Raw genomic sequence first — 2,764 nt, forward strand, 5'->3', positions numbered from 1 at the left:
AAAAGCTGCTTCTAAATCTTTTTGCTGCAAATAAGATGCTGCCAGTTTTTTCCCAGTATTTGAAAGTGGATAAAGTGTCTCAAATAACTCAATTTTATTTTCCTTGGTGATTTCGCCTGAGGAAAGTTGTTGAAGGGATAACAGAACCGACCATTCATCCATTCCTGTATATTGCATTCTGGATGTCCATAATTTTCCTAATTCAGATATTATGAGTTGATCTTCAGAAGAAAGTTGATTTTTTGATAACATCCCCAACACTTGAGAAGCCAGAGGTCCTATTCTTTCTTTTATCAGTGATTGTTCCTTCTCAATTCGTTGATTGATATCCTCTAAATCTCCACTTAATCTTTTCTCCTCTTCTTTGATCGGAGCAGGATCAAAACCAGTCCTCTTTACATAGACTCTGGATTTTTGTTGAACTGATTTTAAATATTCCAAAGCCTTCTTTTCAAAAGGTAAAGCTTTTTCCGGCTCATATAGCCTAAGATATAATTCAGACTCCCACATCTGTTCCAATGCCATTTTTAGAGCACTTTTGGTAGATTCTTCGTAGAAGGTATTCTCATCCTCTGCTCCATGATCGTGCATGAAGGCACTTAGGAGATTTCCCAATCCAGATTCATCTTCACTATTATATTCTGCATTAGTAGCACTTTCACTGATTTCTTCATTCGCCTCCCCAGGTAAAACAGCTACCTCGTGCTCTCCTTCTTCATCATGGGCATGTCTATATCCTGCCAAAATATCGCCATCATCCTCTTCCATTGATCCGCCTCCTGCAGAATTCTCAAACTCCTCCCCTAAATACTGACCATATCTTAACCGAAGCAGTTTCTGATCGTATCCGATTTCATTGGAAGTCTCATTGAAAGTTTGCTCACTAATTTTACCACGTTGAGCAATCAATTTTTCAGTATCAATAATTATTTGCCGCTGGCTCCTAAAATATTCCGGCAATACTGTAATTGCCATTCCCGCCAGCTCCTCTTCTCCTATTCCTGTGGAGTCTACATATTTGATGAAATAAGTATCAGATCTGGAAAAATTAGACTCGGGAGTTTTATTATCTTTTGCTGCCCAATAGTAATACAGTTCATCTCCTTGTTTGAATTCTAAAGCTTCAAAATCCAATTGAGTTCTCAAAGTTGAAGATTGAAAATTTCGCTGGTTCAAATCAATTCTACTTTCTCGGAATTTAACGTTTTCGCCAGACCCTCTTGCTAATGTGGCTACGAGATAAACTTCTTTCACCTTAAAATCATCGGAAACTTTCGCCTCTAATTCCATTTTTTGCGGATCCTTCTGAAAGTGGAATTTATAAATTTCTTTTTCCGCAGGTTGAATCACAGGCTCCTTATCTTCATAGACTTCCAACGTAAAATAGGAGGACTCAAAAACCTTTTCACCATCTTGATACCCCCTGAGGGCATATATTCCAGAGCCTGAGGCCTCGTCCCTCAAAGAAAATTGCTGGTCTTCCTTTTCAAATTCTAATTCTTCCCCTTGGGAATTCACCATTTTCACTTCCAGATTTTCAGCAATTGTAAATTCGGCTTCCCATATTATCCTTGAACCTTTAATTGTTTTAATCTCTAGACTACTCTGCTCTATGCTCGGTAATTCTGTATAGGCTGGTGGATTGATGTGAACTTTCAGACTGGAAATCTCAATGGGAATCAATGCCACTTCAGGAGCTAACAGATTACTCACTCCAATATCTTGAGTTTCCTCTTTAGAATCTATTGACCAGTTTATAAAACCCAATCCGAAAACTGAGACAGAAATCAGGAAAAAAACAAGAAATACTCTTAGATTCTCGTGATAAATGGAGGGCTTTTCATTTGGGATTTGGAGATTAATTCTTTCCCATTGCAAAGCTTCCGCAATATTTTTATCCTTCTTATTCAACAACTCAAGACTAAACTCCATAGAAGGCAATCTTTCATGAAGGATTTGAATTGCACTTGCTTTTTGATTCCTGAACAAACCGAGAAAATACGCTGCTATTAAAAATGAAATCAAAAACACCGAGAAAGTTACTTCCAATGAATCTTGAAAAGTAAAAAACAAAAAACCTGAACCTAAGCCAATGAATAAAGACTTCAAAAAAGTGTTAATCCTGATTTGATTTTCAATATTGGAAATATGTTGTTCAATCTTGCTCATACCCCTCTTTGATTTGAGAAAAAGCGTTCCAAACCAAAAGTGACAATAAACAATCCGCTCAGGAGAATCTCAAATCCTGATTTTCTATTTTGTCTATCTTCTTCTTTTATCAAAAACCGTGAGGCTATTTGTTTTTCTGTTGTTTCTGTATCAAGAGGATTGATACCTGAAAAGTTTATTAATTCCCTCAAAATATACTCAGGTAATAACCCGCTTCTTACCTTTTCTGAGCTTTCAAAATTTAGCTTCCCGGAATGAAAGTGAACATTTGAATAATGAGAAAAACCAGGGTTTTCAGTTAGAAAATAAAGCTTATCGCTTTCAATAGTTTCAGGATATTTATTATCAAAGATTAAACTTGCACTTTCTAATTTCTCCACTTCATTAAACTTGATTTTCATCACAGACGATATAGAATTTAAAGCAGCACTGAAATTTAGCTTTTCTTCTTCTTCCAAATCCCCAAAATAATACTCAAGATTTTTCAACTCAATTATACCTTGATTGCTTGATCCAGCATCAGAAACTTCTATGACTCCAAATTCATTCATTTCAAGAATACGGGAAGAATCCACCTCTACTTTGATATCGCTAG

At 36.2% G+C, this 2,764-nt stretch carries 2 protein-coding genes; both read right to left on the reverse strand.

Going from position 1 to position 2,764, the window contains the following annotated elements; all coding sequences use genetic code 11:
* A partial coding sequence (locus tag Q0L68_RS19215) for a DUF4175 family protein (RefSeq protein ID WP_296705865.1) occupies positions 1-2,169 on the reverse strand: 2,169 nt, incomplete at its 3' end.
* The coding region (locus Q0L68_RS19220; RefSeq protein WP_296705866.1) for a hypothetical protein at positions 2,166-2,764 on the reverse strand (599 nt) is incomplete at its 5' end. The genes Q0L68_RS19220 and Q0L68_RS19215, both read right to left, overlap by 4 nt.

The sequence above is a fragment of the Algoriphagus sp. genome (assembly GCF_024642405.1).
Lineage (GTDB): Bacteria > Bacteroidota > Bacteroidia > Cytophagales > Cyclobacteriaceae > Algoriphagus.